Here is a 16,358-nt window from a genome sequence, read left to right on the forward strand (position 1 = left end):
TTTAAGCTACTTCGGTTTGTTTTTAAGCAGCTTCTCGATAGAGGAGCGTAAGCACGAGTCTGGTCCTAACTTCTCTAATAGTGATTCCCAAGACTTTTTGGCCACCTCATTTAGCCCCTTTGGCTTCTCGCGCTGATTTTGGCGTGGCTTCACTTCCCAGGCAGGTGGCGCTGGTTTTACGCGCACCTTTATAGTCTTGCAGGCCACCCCAGATTTAGCTAACTCATTGATTAAACTAGGTAATATTTGCTGTAAGCGGGTTGCAATGCTAGCGCTGTTGACTAGTAAAAAAAGCTCATCTTGTGAGCCAGAGCGCCAGCCAGCCTCTATCTTTGAGCTCAAATGATCCAGATCAAGCCTTGTCAGGGCTGAGTTTAGGGCTATCTTGAGTTTGGCGAGGTCTTCGGTTTTGGCCAAAATTCCCCCCAGACCATCGGATTCTCGTAAGTAATCCATCCAGTCGTGAGCTGTGCGCTTGCGGGGTGTTTTAGGGGCAAAGTTCATAAAAAATGGGGTTGCGGGTGATAAACTCAAGGACTTAATTTTCTTCAATATCCCATGGTAATCGGTCTTCTTAAAACCCTGGTCGGCAGTCGTAACGACCGCCTCTTAAAACAGTATCGCAAAGTCGTTGCCAAGGTCGGCGCTTTTGAAGCGAGCCTGCAATCTTTGGATGATGCTGCACTTTCTGCAAAGACTGCAGAATTCAAGTCACGTCTTGCTGCAGGAGAGTCCTTAGACGACATTACGCCAGAAGCTTTTGCGGTAGTTCGCGAGGCAAGTGTTCGCGTAATGAAGATGCGTCATTTCGATGCTCAGATGCTTGGTGGTTTGGCCTTGCATCACGGCAAGATTGCTGAGATGGGCACGGGCGAAGGAAAAACATTAACGGCAACGCTTCCAGTTTATCTAAATGCGTTGACCGGCAAAGGTGTGCACGTAGTAACGGTTAATGATTATTTGGCACAGCGCGATGCTGAATGGATGTCCACGTTGTATAACTTCTTGGGCATGAAGGTGGGTGTGAATCTATCCCAGATGGATCACACCACCAAGCAAGAGGCATATGCTGCCGATATTACTTACGGCACCAATAATGAATTTGGTTTTGATTACTTGCGCGACAACATGGTGCAGGATTTGGGTCAGCGCGTTCAGCGTGGCCTAGCTTACGCAATCGTTGACGAAGTAGACTCCATTCTGATTGATGAGGCTCGTACGCCATTAATCATCTCTGGTCAGGCAGAAGATCACACGGATCTGTATATCAAGATTAATGCCCTGCCCTCTCATTTAGAGCGTCAAATTGGCGAAGAGAAGGCTGATGGTACTGGCGTTGAAAAGCCTGGCGACTACTGGGTTGATGAGAAGTCTCAACAGGTTTATTTGACTGAGTTAGGTCATGACAAGGCTGAGGCTGTATTGGTTCAGCTGGGCGCACTAAATGATGGCGATTCTCTTTATGCGCCACAAAATATTACATTGATGCATCACGTATATGCAGCACTGCGTGCGCATTCTCTGTATCACCGTGATCAGCATTACGTCGTACAAAATGGCGAAGTCATCATCGTTGATGAATTTACTGGTCGCTTAATGCAAGGTCGTCGTTGGTCTGATGGATTGCATCAGGCTGTAGAAGCAAAAGAAGGCGTGCAGATTCAAAACGAGAATCAGACTTTAGCGACGATCACCTTCCAAAATTATTTCCGTATGTATGGCAAGTTGGCAGGTATGACTGGTACTGCTGATACAGAGGCATATGAATTTAAAGAAATCTACAACTTAGAAACGGTTGTGATTCCTCCAAATCGCATTAGCCAAAGGAAAGATAAGCAAGATCAGATCTACAAGTCTTCTCGTGAACGCTATGACGCAGTAATTAAAGATATTGAGGATTGTTTTGAGCGTGGTCAGCCAGTATTAGTGGGCACCACCTCGATTGAGAACTCTGAGTTGATTGCTGGCTTGCTGGATAAACGCAAGTTACCGCACCAAGTCTTAAATGCAAAGCAGCATGCTCGCGAGGCAGAGATCATTGCACAAGCTGGTCGTCCTAAGATGATTACGATTGCCACTAATATGGCAGGTCGTGGTACTGACATTGTCTTGGGTGGTAATGTGGGCAAGCAGTCATCCTTGATTGAGGCTGATAGCGCTCTTTCTGACGCAGATAAAGCAGCCAAGATTAAGCAATTGCAGGATGAGTGGCAGAGTATTCATGACCAAGTTCTAGCGGCTGGTGGTTTACATATTATTGGTACCGAGCGTCACGAGAGTCGTCGTATTGATAACCAGTTAAGAGGCCGCTCTGGTCGTCAGGGTGATCCAGGTTCGTCTCGCTTCTACCTTTCTTTAGATGATGCTCTTCTCCGTATTTTTGCGGGCGATCGTTTGCGTGCCGTGATGGATCGACTCAAGATGCCAGATGGTGAGCCGATTGAAGCTGGCATGGTGACTCGCTCGATCGAGTCTGCACAGCGCAAGGTTGAAGGTCGTAACTTTGATATTCGTAAGCAATTGCTGGAATATGACAACGTAGCCAATGATCAGCGCAAAGAAACTTATCGACTCAGAAATGAAGTACTTGAGAGTGCAGATATTGGCGAGTTAATTGCTAATTTACGTGAAGATGTTTTGCGTTCCGTTTGCTCGGTTTATGTTCCTCTTGAGTCCATGGAAGAGCAGTGGGACTTAGCTGGGCTGGAAAATGTTCTTGCCAGCGAGTGGGGTCTTACGATCGATCTAAGGAGTTGGGTTGAGAATGCCCAGACTGTAGATGACGCAGAAATTGTTGAGCGTGTATTGCAGGCTGCTAAAGATGCCTATGATGCAAAGGTCGAACTCTCTGGTCGTGAATCCTTCGCTAGTTTTGAACGCTCCGTACTCTTATATAGCCTAGATAGCCATTGGCGTGAACATTTGGCAGCCTTAGATCATTTGCGCCAAGGTATTCATTTGCGTGGCTATGCTCAAAAAGATCCTAAGCAAGAATACCGTCGTGAAGCATTCGAGCTTTATGGTGAATTGCTGAATGTCATCAAGAATGATGTTGTGAAGAGCATCATGACAGTCCAAATTCGCAGTGCAAGTGAGTTAGATCAAGCTTCCGAATCTATGAATGATGATTTAGCCAAGCTTTCTGATGTTCAGTATCAGCATGCTGATCCTGAGAGGGAAGTGGCAGGCTCAACTGGTGATGGTGGTGCTGCGGTCGATATCCAGCCCGCTCCTGTTCGCGTTGGACCAAAGATCGGGCGCAATGATCCTTGTACCTGCGGTAGCGGTAAGAAATACAAGAACTGCTGCGGCGCACTAAGTTAACGTTTTATACAGGGATGTTTATTCAACATCCCTGTAATTGCTCATCTACAATTGTCAAATCATGACAGTTAATCTACCCCTCCCCCAAAAAGCCGATCTCAAACCTGTTAAAGGTTTTGAAATGGGCATCGCCGAAGCAGGCATTAAAAAAGTAAATCGCAAAGATTTATTGGTAATGACTTTAGCCCCTGGCTCACAGGTTGCTGGTGTTTTTACTTTGAATCGTTTTTGTGCTGCACCTGTACAGGTTTGTCGTGAACATTTGGCACAAGAGGGTCGTAACGGTGAAATTCGAGCTCTTGTAGTTAATACAGGTAACGCTAATGCTGGTACAGGTGAGTCTGGCATGAAGCATGCCTTGGAGACTTGTGCAGCCCTAGCGAAAGATCTTAAGATCAATCCAGAGCAGATTTTGCCGTTTTCAACGGGGGTCATTCTTGAGCCGCTCCCGATTGAAAAAATTATTTCCGCCTTACCAAAAGCCGTAGCAAATTTAGGTGAAGACAATTGGTTTGATGCTGCTGAAGCCATCATGACTACGGATACTCAGCCTAAAGCGACATCAGTCACGATTGAAACACCTAGTGGCGCAGTCACTATTACTGGCATCTGCAAAGGGGCTGGGATGATTCATCCCAATATGGCGACCATGCTGGGTTTTATTGCTACTGATGCAGGATTTGCTCCAGGCCTCTTAGGTAACCTCACTCGTGAGATCGCTGATCTGTCATTTAATGCCATCACCATTGACGGCGATACCTCTACTAACGACTCTTTCATCATTATGGCGACGGGTCAGTCGGCAGTACAAATTCAATCAGCGAACGATCCTAGTTATCCAATCTTGCGGGACGCGTTAGTTGCTCTAGCCAGAAAGCTGGCTCAGATGATTGTGCGTGATGGCGAGGGCGCTACTAAATTTATGACTATTGAAGTTGTTGGTGGAAAAACCGCGGAAGAATGTCGCCTGGTTGCTAAGGCTGTTGCGCATTCACCATTGGTAAAAACAGCCTTCTTTGCTAGTGACCCTAATTTAGGTCGTATCCTTGCCGCAATTGGCTATGCGGGTATTGCGGATTTAGATGTCAATCGTGTGCAGATGTGGTTAGGTGATGTATGGGTAGCCAAGGATGGCGGGCGCAATCCTGATTATCAAGAAGCGGACGGTCAACGCGTCATGCAGGCATCAGAAATTACGGTCAAGATTGACTTGGGGCGCGGTAACGCTACACAAACGATGTGGACATGTGATTTATCACATGACTATGTATCCATTAATGCAGACTATCGCTCATAAAAGACGGTTAGAAATATGAATGAAAAATTAGATCGTCTTTTAGATCATCTCGACACTTTTTTACCCAAGCCTTTAACTGAGGAGCAGTGGAAATCATCTACTGCATTTAGATGGCGTCGTCGCGATAGTATTTTTGGCAGCATTGGTTTTTTGCAGCCAGTAAAGCATGTATCCGATATCACTTTCGAGGATTTACAGAATATTGACCGTCAACGTGATGCGATACGCGACAACACTAAAAACTTTATTCAGAAAAAACCAGCCAATAATATTTTGCTCACTGGCGCTAGAGGTACTGGAAAGTCCTCACTCATCAAGGCAAGTTTGCATGAGTTTGCTAGCCAAGGTTTGCGTCTGGTTGAGGTTGAGAAAGAAAATTTGGCTGATTTGGCTGACATTACCGAGCTATTGGCTGAGCGTCCAGAGCGCTTCATTATTTTTTGCGATGATCTGTCATTTGAAGATGGTGAATCCGGCTACAAAGCCATGAAATCAGCCTTGGACGGCTCTGTTTCGGCTCAAGTCGACAATATTTTGATATACGCCACCTCGAATCGTCGTCATTTACTGCCTGAGTACATGAAAGACAACGAAGGTTATATGCACAGTGATGATGGTGAAATTCATCCTGGCGAAGTGGTTGAAGAGAAGATTTCTTTATCAGAACGTTTTGGTCTTTGGTTATCTTTTTATCCACCAAAGCAAGATGAATATTTAGCAATCGTGGCGCATTGGCTGCAACATTTCGGCTTGAGCGCTACACAGATTGAAGCGGCTCGTTCTGAGGCCTTGGTTTGGGCTTTGGAACGTGGCTCACGTTCAGGGCGCGTTGCTTGGCAATTTGCCAAGCATTGGGCTGGTTCAAAAGCCTAAGTTATTACATTTATGACTGACCTTAAACGCCCTGTTACCGAAGTGGCCGCGGGAATATTGCTTGATACTCAAGGTCGCTATCTCTTAGGGCAGAGGCCTGAAGGTAAACCATACGCTGGATACTGGGAAGTACCTGGTGGAAAAATCGAAAAAGGGGAGTCCGTTTTCGAAGCGCTCAAGCGCGAATTACAAGAAGAGCTTGGCATTGATATTCAGTCAAGTGAAGAGCTTACTGTTTTAGAGCATGATTATCCGCACGCCTATGTTCGCTTGCATGTAAGCATTATTCGTAATTGGATTGGTACCCCCAAAGGTTGTGAGAACCAAGCCTTATCGTGGGAGTTGCTTGCTGCTGAAAAGCCTAGCGTAGAACCTTTATTGCCGGCCGCCTGGCCAATGCTGGAAAGGCTTAGAGGCCTTTTGCCTTAAAACTGGCAGAGGGTGAGTTTGAACGGTACGTCAGCATTCACCAATTGCGCTTTTTTATCCCGCTCGGACTTTAAGAAACGGACAGAGAGTAAATATTTATTGGCACTAATCTCTGAGAATAGCGTGTCATCTTCAACTGCGATGCGCATTAACTGGTACACCTTCCCAGATGGCGCTTGTTGGAAAGACCCATTGTGCGCAACAACATCTTTTGCTTCGCCTGATTGACGAAGCAATCTTAAAAACAATTGACATGCTTCATGCCATGGCAATAGCGGTCCAATATATTTTTCTAACAATTCGCGGCGCTCGGATGTCGGACTATTTTTCCAAGCGTGATAACTTGGTAAATCAATCGGACTAGTGCCGCCTGGAATATTTAATCGAGTGCGAATTGCGTTTAACCATTCACTTTCGGTAATAGCTGAGTTAGGTCTGCCTGCGGATTGATTAATGCTACTAGCAACGGCATCAATTTCGGAAAGCGTTTGTGAGAGTGCCTCTTGATCAACTTTTTGTGATGACTTCAATCCATTGAGTGCGTATTTTTGACGTTCAAATTCTTTGAGTAAGAGAGACTTGATATCACCACGTGCCCCAATATCGCCAAGGTCGAACAAGATGGAGATGGCATTGTGGTGCAACTCAGGATCATCTGAGCGAACAAAGTGGTTGAAGCGGGCGAACAAATACTCCAGTCGAAGCATGCTTCGAACTAATTCATTGAAGGGGTATTCGTAGACAATCACAAGCCCATATTCTATGACGAACTGCTGCGATCTTTCTGAATCTGTAGGATTTTTTGGTGCAATTCCAAAACCTGGGCTTGTAAGTGATCCAGGCTGCCTTGGTTTTCAATGACCATATCCGCATGGGCAATACGTTCTTGTCGGCTGGCTTGGGCCTTGAGAATTCTCTCGACTTCATTTCGGGGTAATTTGCTGCGGTGCGTCACCCGCTCAATCTGGAGCTCCTCCGGGCAATCGACCACTACAAGGTAATCCAGAAGAGATAGCCAATTCCCAGATTCAATTAATAGAGGCACTACAAAAACAAGGTAAGGGGTACTTTCTTCTATGAGCCGCTGAGCTTGCCGAATTGTCTCTTCCCGAATGAGGGGGTGGGTAATCATCTCTAATGCTTTTCTGGCCTCGGGATCGGCAAACACTAGGCTGCGCATCTTCGCTCTATCCAGCGACCCCCTGGAGTCAATAAACTCAGGGCCAAACTGTTTTTCAATGAAGGGGATTGCCACCCCATTGGGAGCGGTAATCTGATGGGCGATCAGATCAGTGTCAACAATGCCCGCACCCAATTGGGCAAGCCGATCGCTGACAGCAGATTTCCCGGAACCAATGCCACCAGTAAGGCCAACAAAGGGCGTGTGCCCTTTTAGTATGCCTAAGCCAGCTTGCTGAGAAGAAGGGTTTGTAGTGTCTGTGGCCATAACAACTCAATGATGCCAGCAATGGCAAGAAAAGGACCAAACGGAAATGCGGAGCGATGATTTTGTTTGTTCCATTGCAGCCAAATGAACCCGCCTATCAATCCAGAGAGGGATGCTATGAGCAGAAGGCTGGGCAAGGTATACCAGCCAAACCATGCGCCCAATGCCGCTAGTAGCTTGGCATCCCCCATACCAATGCCATCTTGCTTTTTAACTAGTCGATATAGGAGGTTGAGGAGCCAAAGAGAGATGTAGCCCAGAACTGCCCCAATGATTGAGTCCTGAAAAGAAATAAATCCTAAGTGAGAAAAACCGTTAAGCAACAAGCCAGATAGGATTAAGGGGAGGGTGATGGCATCTGGCAATCGGAAGGTGCGTAAATCAATATAGGCCGAATATATCAAGACCAATATTAGGAATATTCTGATCCAATCGAGTAAAACAAAATTACCCATTAAACAATCTGTCCTAGGTTAAAGATGGGGAGATACAAGATTATGACCAGACTTCCAATGATGAGTCCAACAATAATAATTAATAAGGGCTCCAAGCTTTGACTTAAGGTATTGAGCCGATTGCTTAATTGAGAGCCCAATACCAATGCACGCCGTTGCAGCATGTCGGGGAGTGCGCCACTTTCTGATGCTATTCGTAATAGCTGTACTGTTTCCAGATCAAACAATGTGTATTTTGGATCTGCTTTCACAATTGCATCGCCAAGGGGCCAACCGCGGGCCAGGTGTTTAAATATCTCAGCGCTAAAATCGTGACTGAGCCAGTGGTTAGAAGATTGCGCAGTAACCCTAAGTGCGTCTGGAAGGGGTAGGCCTGACTTCAAAAGATGGCCCAGTGTTCGGCACCAGTAGGTAAGGGTTGCCAATCTCAGTAGTTGACCAATCATCGGTATGTAAAAGCTCATGCGATCACAATATTTTTGCAGTCTAGGAAGCTTGATCCACGCAAGAATAAAAATACCGAAGAAGCCGGCTAGACCAGCGGCAATACCAATATAGAACTCTTCAAGCCAGGATGATGCTTGAATTAAAGCTTTAGTTGGGGTTGGTAGCTCCGCTTGAAAATGAGCAAAAACATCTTTAAAAACAGGCACAACCCAAATCATCATCACAATCACCAGAAGGCAGGAGCTGGTGAGGGTGATGATGGGGTAACTCAGTGCCTGTTGAATTTTCCGACGTAATTCAATTTGAGCTTCGAGTTGCTGACAAATCGTTTTCAGCGCCAAATTAAAGTCGCCCGTTCTCTCACTGACGCGAATGAGATTAATAAACTCCATTGAGAATAAATTTTTTTGGCTACGCAGGCATTGAGAAAAGCTTTCTCCCTTTTTAAGTTGTGAGTAAATGCTATTAATCCAGGAGAGCCAGTCCTTTGGGGCACTTAAATAAATCAACTCAATTGCATTTAGGAGGCGAAGTCCAGCCTCTAAAAGCGTCAAGAGTTGCTCGGCAAATTGAAGTTGATCCTGTTTGCTTAATGCCATGTGCCTACTTCTGCATCCAGGTTTGCTAGATTGATATGTCCTGCTTGTATGTGTAGTAATCCCGCTTCTCGCATGCTCATATATGAAGCAGATGAATTCAATAAATGGGCTTTGTTCAATACCTCATGAACACCAATGCGCCCAAAGTAACCACTGCCCTTACAGGCAAAGCATTGAGGCCTTGCAATTGCACTTTGTCCAAAGCATTCAGGGCAGTTCTTACGAACTAAGCGTTGCGAGCTAACACTTAAAAGACAGGACTCAAGAGATTCCTGATCAACCCCAAGGTTTTTAAGTCTGGGCACTGCGCCACCAGCATTGCGAGTATGTAATGTACTGAGAACAAGATGTCCAGTTTGCGCTGCCTGAATGGCTAGCTGAGCAGTGGCGCTATCTCGTATCTCTCCAATCATGATGACGTCGGGGTCCTGCCTAAGCAGGGCGCGAATGATGGTCGGAAAATCTAATCCAGCTCTCGGGTGATAGGCTACTTGATTCACTCCTGCGAGACGAATTTCAATCGGGTCCTCAATTGAGCAAAGATTGCGATGGTTTTGATTGAGTTGACGCAAGCAGCTATAGAGCGTTCGTGTCTTGCCGCTTCCTGTTGGGCCTGTAACCAAGATAAGTCCATTAGATTGAGAGAGTGTTTGCTGGAATATCTCTAGCTGCTCTGGTAGAAGACCGAGCTCTTGAAGATCAAGATCATCAACGCAACTTGGCAATATACGAATGACTGCCTTTTCTCCATGGAGGGTTGGCAAAATCGAGACGCGGCAATCAATATTAGGCTTGGAGAAGTCATGCCCAATGCATAGTCGCCCATCTTGCGGGAGGCGTTTTTCAGCAATATCTAAACGTGCAAGAACCTTAATGCGCGTGATGAGACGATCGTGAAACTCAATCGGGTAGTGCGATTGGATTTGTAGGAGCCCGTCCACTCGAATGCGTATAAGTGTGGCAAGTATTCCAGCTTCTATATGAATATCACTCGCTCTGGAATCTAAAGCATGAGCAGTAATTTCATACCAAGTGCGAATGATTAGTGAGTCATCGGAGACAACGCTCAATCTTGCTCTTGAGCCAGGGTGGCGGGGCGATAAAGTTTTACGGTTTTTACGCCTTGCTCATCAAATTGAATGATTTCCATCACGATGCCGGCAATCCGAATGCTGACATCATGATCAGGAATAGCCTCGAGCTTTTCGAGAATGAGGCCGTTCAGTGTTCGCGGTCCATCTAGTGGAAGATTCAGGTTGAGCAAACGATTTAAGTCTCGCAATGAGGCGCTTCCCGTTGCGAGATAGGTGCCATCAGCAAGCCAGCGAGGATCGGTTGATAGATTGGAAAAAGAGGTGGTGAACTCGCCTATCAGTTCTTCAACAATATCCTCAAAGGTCACTAAGCCCAGAACTTCACCATATTCATTCACAACCAAACTCAAGCGTTGTTGGTTATCTTGAAAAAATTGCATTTGCTGCAATACGGGCGTGCCACTTGGAATGAAGTAGGGTTCATTAACCAGAGATCTAAAGTCTTCATGTTTCAAATCTGTATCGCCCAATAAGGACAAGGCCTTTTTGACGGAGAGAATGCCGATAATGCGTTCAGAGTCGCCATCACAGACTGGCAATTTATTGTGATAGCAGGTTTCTAGTTGCTGAACTACCTCATCAATTGGCCTTGAAAGATCCAGGACTTCAATCTTAGATCTTGGTGTCATCACATCATCAACGGTAATGTTTTCTAGGTTGAATAGATTAAGCAGAATATTGCGATGATGATTCGAGACAAAACGATTTGATTCCAGTACTAGGCTGCGCAACTCTTCTTTGCTCATAGCTCTACTATCTGAAGACGCTTGCAGACCAGATACTTTCATCAGGCCAGAAACAAAGCTATTGATAAACCAAAGTAATGGCTTGAGCACGAAGGTAAGCGGCAAAATAAACCAGCCCACATTCGAGGCAATCTTTTCGGGGAATGCGGCACCAATAACTTTAGGGGTAATTTCGCTAAAGATGATGATGAGAAGCGCAACCACCAAGGTGGCAATGGAGAGGACCAGTCCGCTGTCACCAAATATATGCAGGGCAATGCCAGTTACCAAAATAGGCAAAATCGTATTGATCAGATTATTGGATATCAGTAGAACGGATAGCAGAGAGTCAATGCGTTTTAAGAGTCTTTCGGCTAGCGCTGCACCTGCATTACCGCCATTGGCCATTGCACGCAGGCGATGGCGGTTTGAAGACAGCATGCTGGTTTCTGCCATTGAGAAAAAGCCAGAAAGTGCAAGTAAAAATAGGACTAGAGCAACTTGGCCATAAAAGGGCCAATCGTCAAAAAAGGTGTCCATGAGGTCTGCCTGAAAAAAGTAATGATGAGTCAATATATCAAAGTGGCATTTCGCAAGCTATAGCCATGAAACAAAGGCCTGTAATCCCCCTTGTGAATTTATGTGAGAATTGCCTGATATGACTTCCTTGCCAACCCTATCCAACCCAAACGTCACTAGCTACTGTGTTATCAAAGCACCTTTTGGATGTCTGGGCATTTCGACGGAATTAGTGGAGGGCAGCTTAATGCTTTCCAGAATTGATTATTTACCTTCCAACGCGGTTTTGGTCGCACCACAGAACCAGCTGGCCAAAGAGATTGCGCGACAGTGCAATGCATACTTTAAGGATCCTCACTGGCAGTTTGATTTACCTACTAAACCGGTGGGTACCGAGCACCAGCGAAAAGTATGGACAAGCACTCAAGATATACCCGTTGGTAAGACAAGAACTTATGGTGAAGTCGCTAAAAAGATTAAAAGTGGGGCGCGTGCAGTAGGTACAGCATGCGGCGCTAATCCTTATCCCTTAATAACACCTTGCCATCGAGTGGTATCGGCCCAAGGAATTGGTGGCTTTATGAAAGAAAATGCTCCCGGCCTATATCGCCAAATTAAATTCTGGCTTTTAGAGCACGAAGGTGTTTTGTAGCCAAATCTATTTGGCTAGCGATCTGCTGCTGAGGTAGAAAAAAGTCTTCATCAATAGATCGCTTTTAACGGCCCACTGCGTAAAGCCGTAGAAACTCATTACGGTGCTTCTAGAAAGCTTAACTTCATCTTTGTGATCAAATTCTTTTCGTGTGGCAATTTTGGAAAGAGTCATCACCGCTAAGCCAAAGGCTAAAAAGCAAAAACGCCTCATTCCTTGCTCTTGTTTGGGTATCAATAATATGTAATGTAAAGAATCTTGTAGCTTTTGGTAAGCAATGTGCAAAAGAGCTTCCTGGCTTATATTGCTTGGCTTCCAGGATACTCCGCGCGCTTTATCTTCCGGGGAGTCTTTCAGGATATTAGTCATTTGCAGCGCTTGTCCAAAAGCAATTGCTAAATCTTCATGCCCAGCCATTTTTTCTTTAAAGGCATGGGAATGATTACTGAAAATAGTGGTTAGTAGTTCGCCGACAACGCCTGCGACTACATAGCAATATTGTTCAAACTGAGCAAGATCTTGAAGGCCGGCTTGATTTTGTTTCCCATGAAAATAGGACATCCCTTCTGACATGATGGAAACACAGCGACTAACTGCCTGTTGATCTTGGCTGGAGCAGGTATGCAAAATACGCAAAACAGTTGGAGTGTGTGCAATTAAATCCAACTCATCTTGATTGCTGTAATTCTGAAATGCATCTAGACAGGGCTGCACAAAATTTTCTACGGGCGTCTTTTCTAGTACGGCATCTAAAAAGAGCGCCGATAGTGATTGTTTAGTCTGAGGACTTAAGTCGGACGCATCCTCAATAGTGTCAATAATTCGGCAGAGCAAATAGGTATTGCCAACGACTTTCTCGATGCTAGGGGGTAAAAGCGGGATGGTGAGGGCAAAAGTACGTGATACAGAACCCAGAATGGCTTTTTGGTAAGCCACGTCAGCGGCTGGGCTAGATATTGGGGTTTGCTTGGGTGCTCTCACTCTTGAATTATGTCAGACCATCCTCTTGCGCGGGGTGCTCCAAATAAGCCCTTTTTACTATCTGTCAAAAGTGACATGGCCATATAATTTCATCAAATTTCAGAAGGAGTATTTAGGCGTGCTCATTTGGTTCGTCATTATTTACTGGGTTATCTCGGTTGGCATTGGCCTATGGGCAGCCCTCAGAGTCAAAAATACTGCTGACTTTGCTGCGGCGGGTCATAGCCTTCCTTTACCAATTGTGACTGCAACGGTGTTTGCTACCTGGTTCGGTTCTGAAACTGTCTTAGGTATTCCGGCTACTTTCCTCAAAGAAGGCTTGGGAGGGGTGGTTGCTGATCCCTTTGGATCTTCTCTCTGTTTGATTTTGGTGGGCCTCTTTTTTGCGCGCCATCTTTATAACCGTCGCATGTTAACCATTGGTGATTTTTTTCGCGAAAAGTATGGCCGAACAGTTGAGGTGTTGGTAACACTCTGCATTGTTGTTTCGTATTTGGGTTGGGTAGCTGCGCAAATTAAAGCCTTGGGCCTCGTATTTAATGTGGTCTCAGAAGGCAGTATTAGCCAGACGGGCGGCATGATGATTGGCGCCGCTAGTGTGTTGATCTACACCTTGTTTGGGGGAATGTGGTCAGTTGCCATTACGGACTTCATTCAGATGATCATCATCGTCATTGGCATGCTGTACATCGGCGGTGAGATGACGGCTCAGACTGGCGGCATCGGCGTGGTTATTGAGCATGCGGCCGCTGCTGGTCAATTCAGTAACTTCTGGCCGGATATGAATTTGGCTTCAATCTTGGGCTTTGTTGCTGCCCTTTGCACCATGATGCTCGGATCTATTCCTCAGCAAGATGTTTTCCAGCGCATCACCTCTTCTAAGAACGTCAACATTGCAGTTCAAGCAGCGTTGCTTGGTGGCGTACTCTATTTTATTTTTGCTTTTGTGCCAATGTATTTGGCTTACTCTGCAATTTTAATTAGTCCAGATTTAGTCAGTAAGTATCTCAATACTGATCCGCAAATGATTCTGCCTAAGTTGATTCTAAATCACGCCCCCTTAATTGCGCAGGTGATGTTCTTTGGCGCACTTCTGTCTGCGATTAAGAGTTGTGCCAGTGCGACCCTATTGGCACCATCAGTAACTTTTGCTGAAAATATTGTGCGGGGCTTTTTTAAGCATTTGTCTGATCATGATTTGTTGAAGGTAATGCGGATCACGGTTTTATGTTTTGCTGTAGTCGTGACTTTCTTTGCAGTGAACTCCGAACTTTCTATTTTCAAAATGGTTGAGAGCGCTTACAAAGTAACTTTAGTGGCCGCTTTTGTCCCATTGGCATTTGGCGTGTATTGGTCAAGAGCCAATTCACTTGGTGGATTATTGGCCGTGGTGGGGGGGTTAACTATTTGGATTAGTTGTGAAATTTTGGCGCCTAATGCGATTCTCCCCCCTCAATTGGCAGGTCTATTTGCCAGTATGGCAGGCATGATTTTGGGTAGCCTGGTACCAAAAGACTCCTTAAAGGCCGTTTAAGGCGCTAATTGCTTAAAAATTAGGCATTTAAAATTGCTGCACCGCAAAATCCAAACTAGAATAGTCGTAATACAAAATTTTTAGTTCTTATGGAGTTCCTATGAAAATCTGTGTGATCGGTGGGGGTGGTGCTATTGGCGGCTACTTGGCTGTCATGTTGGCGCGAGCAGGTAACGATGTCACCGTGGTTGCGCGCGGCGCTACTTTGGCTGCAATTAAAGAACGTGGCCTCGCTTTAATTATGGATGACCAGCCAGAGCCTTTAGTTGCTCAAGTAAAGGCCGTGGAAAAAATTCGTGATGCCGAGACTCCAGACGTAGTCATTCTTGCGGTGAAAGCGCATCAAGTTGAGCCCATCATTGATGACTTAGCAGCCATCATAGGTCCAGAAACTATTTTGATTCCAATGCAAAACGGAATTCCCTGGTGGTATTTCCAAAAGCTGGGTGGTGAATATCAAGATCATTCAGTTGAAACGGTGGATGCTGGTGGTGTTGCTAAGAACATGATTAATCCAAACAACATTATTGGTTGCGTTGTGTATCCAGCAACTTTTACACAAGCCCCTGGCGTGATTCGCCACGTTGAAGGTAATCGTTTCCCATTGGGTGAGTTGGACGGCAAGAATTCTGAGCGCATTCAGAAGATGTCCGAGATGATGGGCGCGGCAGGATTTAAGTCTCCAATCTTGGATGACATCCGTTCCGAAATCTGGCTCAAGCTTTGGGGCAATATGACTTTCAATCCAATCAGCTCGCTAACTCATGGTACCTTGGAAGGCATATGCCAATATCCTTTGACTAAAGAATTAGCGCGTAGCATGATGGCTGAAGCTCAGACCATCGCTGAGAAATTGGGCGTTACTTTCCGTGTTGATATTGAGCGCCGTATCGCTGGTGCCGAGAAAGTTGGTAAGCATAAAACTTCTATGTTGCAAGACTTAGAAGCAGGTCGCAGCCTAGAGATTGACGCGTTGTTGGGTTCTGTTATTGAGCTTGGCAAGATCACTCAAACTCCAACGCCTTGCTTGAACACTGTATTTGCTTTGACTAAATACTTGGATGAAAATGTACAGGCTTCGAAAGGCAGCTTAGCGTTGCCATCTGTTTCTGGTTACTAAAAAGCAAAGATTCTTCAAATAAAAAATCCCTTGCTAGTGAACCTAGCAAGGGATTTTGTTTTATACAAACCTAAATTACTCGAAGCGATTATCGAGACGCCCCACGCCTTCAATAATGATGCTGACATTGCTGCCAGGTTTCATGGAGCCAACGCCTACTGAAGTGCCGCAAGCAATGATGTCTCCTGGCGAGAGTGGTACATCTTGAGAAATTAGGCTCACCAATTTAGCGGGCGAGAAAATCATATCTGAAATAGGGTAGTTTTGACGCTCTTGATCATTCAGAATGGTCTTGATCGTGAGCTTGCTGGGATCAACATCGGTGGTGATGTAAGGACCAAAGACACCAAAGGTGTTAAAGCTTTTTGCGCGGGTCCACTGTGCATAACCAGGGTCACGGTTGAGAATTTCAATGGCAGTCACGTCGTTAATGCAGGTGTAGCCAAAGATCGCTTTTGCTGCCTCTGCTTCATCAGCTTCATGGCAGCGCTTGCCAATCACAATGCCAAGCTCCCCTTCATAAACTACTTTTCCGGAATAGGACTTCGGAGTGCGAATGACTTGGTTTGCTGCCAAGAAAGAGTTGTTGCCTTTGAGGAAGTACAAAGGCTCAGCAGGTACAGCATGCTCAAGCTTGGTTACCAATGCATGGAAGTTATCCACCATCGCAACCATCTTAGAAGGAGTGCAGGGGATATCAATGCTCACGTCGGATAGTTTGAGGGAAGTACCGGTGGCTTTGGCCCCATTAAATAAGTCGCCTTCATACACGGCAATTTGGTCGCCCTCTACTTGCCCCAAACCACTTTTTCCTTGGTGCTGAAATCTAAGCCACTGAGCCATAATAAGTTCCTATGAGGTT

16 protein-coding genes are annotated in these 16,358 nt (G+C 45.6%); 7 read left to right on the plus strand and 9 right to left on the minus strand.

Going from position 1 to position 16,358, the window contains the following annotated elements; genetic code table 11:
• Window positions 1-6 precede the first annotated feature (6 nt).
• Window positions 7-504 (minus strand): hypothetical protein, encoded by a 498-nt coding sequence (locus AOC21_RS00920; protein WP_215391952.1) that lies wholly within the window; start codon window positions 502-504, stop codon window positions 7-9.
• 54 nt (window positions 505-558) lie between these two features.
• Between AOC21_RS00920 and secA the strand changes: the two genes are divergently transcribed.
• From secA to AOC21_RS00940, 4 genes are all read left to right on the plus strand, one after another.
• Window positions 559-3,324, plus strand: a complete 2,766-nt coding sequence (gene secA, locus AOC21_RS00925) for a preprotein translocase subunit SecA (RefSeq protein WP_215391953.1) — start codon at window positions 559-561, stop codon at window positions 3,322-3,324.
• A 61-nt stretch (window positions 3,325-3,385) separates the two neighbouring features.
• Window positions 3,386-4,621, plus strand: a complete 1,236-nt coding sequence (argJ, locus tag AOC21_RS00930; protein ID WP_215391954.1) for a bifunctional glutamate N-acetyltransferase/amino-acid acetyltransferase ArgJ — start codon at window positions 3,386-3,388, stop codon at window positions 4,619-4,621.
• Between the two features lie 15 nt (window positions 4,622-4,636).
• Window positions 4,637-5,494, plus strand: coding sequence for an ATP-binding protein (locus AOC21_RS00935; RefSeq protein ID WP_215391955.1), 858 nt, complete (start codon window positions 4,637-4,639; stop codon window positions 5,492-5,494).
• Window positions 5,495-5,506: 12 nt separating this feature from the next.
• The gene (locus AOC21_RS00940; RefSeq protein WP_215391956.1) at window positions 5,507-5,923 is read left to right on the plus strand and encodes an NUDIX domain-containing protein; all 417 of its coding nucleotides are present in this window, start codon (window positions 5,507-5,509) and stop codon (window positions 5,921-5,923) included.
• Here the strand turns inward: AOC21_RS00940 and zapD are convergent.
• From zapD to AOC21_RS00970, 6 genes are read right to left on the minus strand one after another with little or no spacing between them, the layout of a single operon-like run.
• Entirely contained in the window at window positions 5,920-6,672 is a 753-nt protein-coding gene (gene zapD, locus AOC21_RS00945; protein WP_215391957.1) for a cell division protein ZapD, read from the minus strand. The two genes, AOC21_RS00940 and zapD, sit on opposite strands and share 4 nt — an antisense overlap.
• A gap of 11 nt (window positions 6,673-6,683) precedes the next feature.
• Window positions 6,684-7,370 carry a dephospho-CoA kinase gene (gene coaE, locus AOC21_RS00950; RefSeq protein WP_215391958.1) on the minus strand — a complete coding sequence of 229 codons (687 nt, stop codon included), beginning with the start codon at window positions 7,368-7,370 and terminating at the stop codon, window positions 6,684-6,686.
• Entirely contained in the window at window positions 7,325-7,825 is a 501-nt protein-coding gene (locus AOC21_RS00955; RefSeq protein ID WP_215391959.1) for an A24 family peptidase, read from the minus strand. The genes coaE and AOC21_RS00955 overlap by 46 nt, the downstream gene beginning before the upstream one ends.
• Window positions 7,825-8,871, minus strand: coding sequence for a type II secretion system F family protein (locus AOC21_RS00960; RefSeq protein WP_215391960.1), 1,047 nt, complete (start codon window positions 8,869-8,871; stop codon window positions 7,825-7,827). Before AOC21_RS00960 ends, AOC21_RS00955 begins: the two co-directional genes overlap by 1 nt.
• Complete coding sequence (locus AOC21_RS00965; protein ID WP_215391961.1) at window positions 8,862-9,941, minus strand: GspE/PulE family protein; 1,080 nt, start codon at window positions 9,939-9,941, stop codon at window positions 8,862-8,864. The genes AOC21_RS00960 and AOC21_RS00965 overlap by 10 nt, the downstream gene beginning before the upstream one ends.
• The gene (locus tag AOC21_RS00970; RefSeq protein WP_215391962.1) at window positions 9,938-11,230 is read right to left on the minus strand and encodes an HlyC/CorC family transporter; all 1,293 of its coding nucleotides are present in this window, start codon (window positions 11,228-11,230) and stop codon (window positions 9,938-9,940) included. Before AOC21_RS00970 ends, AOC21_RS00965 begins: the two co-directional genes overlap by 4 nt.
• 118 nt (window positions 11,231-11,348) lie before the next feature.
• Here AOC21_RS00970 and AOC21_RS00975 point away from each other — a divergent pair, with 118 nt between their 5' ends.
• Complete coding sequence (locus AOC21_RS00975; protein WP_215391963.1) at window positions 11,349-11,861, plus strand: methylated-DNA--[protein]-cysteine S-methyltransferase; 513 nt, start codon at window positions 11,349-11,351, stop codon at window positions 11,859-11,861.
• Window positions 11,862-11,867: 6 nt separating this feature from the next.
• Here the strand turns inward: AOC21_RS00975 and AOC21_RS00980 are convergent, their stop codons facing one another.
• Complete coding sequence (locus tag AOC21_RS00980) at window positions 11,868-12,842, minus strand: squalene/phytoene synthase family protein (RefSeq protein ID WP_215391964.1); 975 nt, start codon at window positions 12,840-12,842, stop codon at window positions 11,868-11,870.
• A gap of 118 nt (window positions 12,843-12,960) precedes the next feature.
• On the opposite strand from AOC21_RS00980, the gene AOC21_RS00985 reads away from it, so the two are divergent.
• Window positions 12,961-14,376, plus strand: a complete 1,416-nt coding sequence (locus AOC21_RS00985) for a sodium:solute symporter family protein (RefSeq protein ID WP_215392698.1) — start codon at window positions 12,961-12,963, stop codon at window positions 14,374-14,376.
• Between the two features lie 100 nt (window positions 14,377-14,476).
• Window positions 14,477-15,496, plus strand: coding sequence for a 2-dehydropantoate 2-reductase (locus AOC21_RS00990; RefSeq protein WP_215391965.1), 1,020 nt, complete (start codon window positions 14,477-14,479; stop codon window positions 15,494-15,496).
• Window positions 15,497-15,571: 75 nt separating this feature from the next.
• Here the strand turns inward: AOC21_RS00990 and AOC21_RS00995 are convergent, their stop codons facing one another.
• Window positions 15,572-16,339: a fumarylacetoacetate hydrolase family protein gene (locus AOC21_RS00995; protein WP_215391966.1), complete on the minus strand. Its 768-nt coding sequence runs from the start codon at window positions 16,337-16,339 to the stop codon at window positions 15,572-15,574.
• Window positions 16,340-16,358 lie beyond the last annotated feature (19 nt).

Source organism: Polynucleobacter sp. VK25 (genome assembly GCF_018687355.1).
Lineage (GTDB): Bacteria > Pseudomonadota > Gammaproteobacteria > Burkholderiales > Burkholderiaceae > Polynucleobacter.

Coding starts and splice junctions, on each gene's coding strand:
- AOC21_RS00920 (WP_215391952.1), bottom strand. CDS start 504: ATGAACTTTGCCCCTAAAACACCCCGCAAGCGCACAGCTCACGACTGG.
- secA (WP_215391953.1), top strand. CDS start 559: ATGGTAATCGGTCTTCTTAAAACCCTGGTCGGCAGTCGTAACGACCGC.
- argJ (WP_215391954.1), top strand. CDS start 3,386: ATGACAGTTAATCTACCCCTCCCCCAAAAAGCCGATCTCAAACCTGTT.
- AOC21_RS00935 (WP_215391955.1), top strand. CDS start 4,637: ATGAATGAAAAATTAGATCGTCTTTTAGATCATCTCGACACTTTTTTA.
- AOC21_RS00940 (WP_215391956.1), top strand. CDS start 5,507: ATGACTGACCTTAAACGCCCTGTTACCGAAGTGGCCGCGGGAATATTG.
- coaE (WP_215391958.1), bottom strand. CDS start 7,370: ATGGCCACAGACACTACAAACCCTTCTTCTCAGCAAGCTGGCTTAGGC.
- AOC21_RS00955 (WP_215391959.1), bottom strand. CDS start 7,825: ATGGGTAATTTTGTTTTACTCGATTGGATCAGAATATTCCTAATATTG.
- AOC21_RS00960 (WP_215391960.1), bottom strand. CDS start 8,871: ATGGCATTAAGCAAACAGGATCAACTTCAATTTGCCGAGCAACTCTTG.
- AOC21_RS00970 (WP_215391962.1), bottom strand. CDS start 11,230: ATGGACACCTTTTTTGACGATTGGCCCTTTTATGGCCAAGTTGCTCTA.
- AOC21_RS00975 (WP_215391963.1), top strand. CDS start 11,349: ATGACTTCCTTGCCAACCCTATCCAACCCAAACGTCACTAGCTACTGT.
- AOC21_RS00990 (WP_215391965.1), top strand. CDS start 14,477: ATGAAAATCTGTGTGATCGGTGGGGGTGGTGCTATTGGCGGCTACTTG.
- AOC21_RS00995 (WP_215391966.1), bottom strand. CDS start 16,339: ATGGCTCAGTGGCTTAGATTTCAGCACCAAGGAAAAAGTGGTTTGGGG.